A 223-nucleotide genomic window follows, 5' to 3' on the forward strand; every position below is an offset into this window, starting at 1 on the left:
CTTAGAGATGATGAGGTTGATAGGTCTGGTGTGGAAGCGTGGCGACACGTGGAGCTGACAGATACTAATCGGTCGAGAACTTATCCAATACTTTCTTGATACGTTTCTATAATGCATTATCTAGTTTTGAGAGAACCATCTCAAATGTGAACTAAGATACCTTTTAAGGAATCCGATGTTCAATAAACTAGTCTGGTGGCGATAGCGAAGAGGTCACACCCGT

Annotated in this window: 1 rRNA gene; it reads left to right on the top strand. The window is 42.2% G+C overall.

Annotated features, from left to right (window positions below):
* Positions 1 to 88, top strand: a 23S ribosomal RNA gene (locus tag SAY88_RS25770); the annotation flags it as partial.
* Positions 89 to 223 lie beyond the last annotated feature (135 nt).

The sequence above is a fragment of the Halalkalibacter flavus genome (genome assembly GCF_036663575.1).
Taxonomy (GTDB): domain Bacteria; phylum Bacillota; class Bacilli; order Bacillales; family Bacillaceae_D; genus Halalkalibacter; species Halalkalibacter flavus.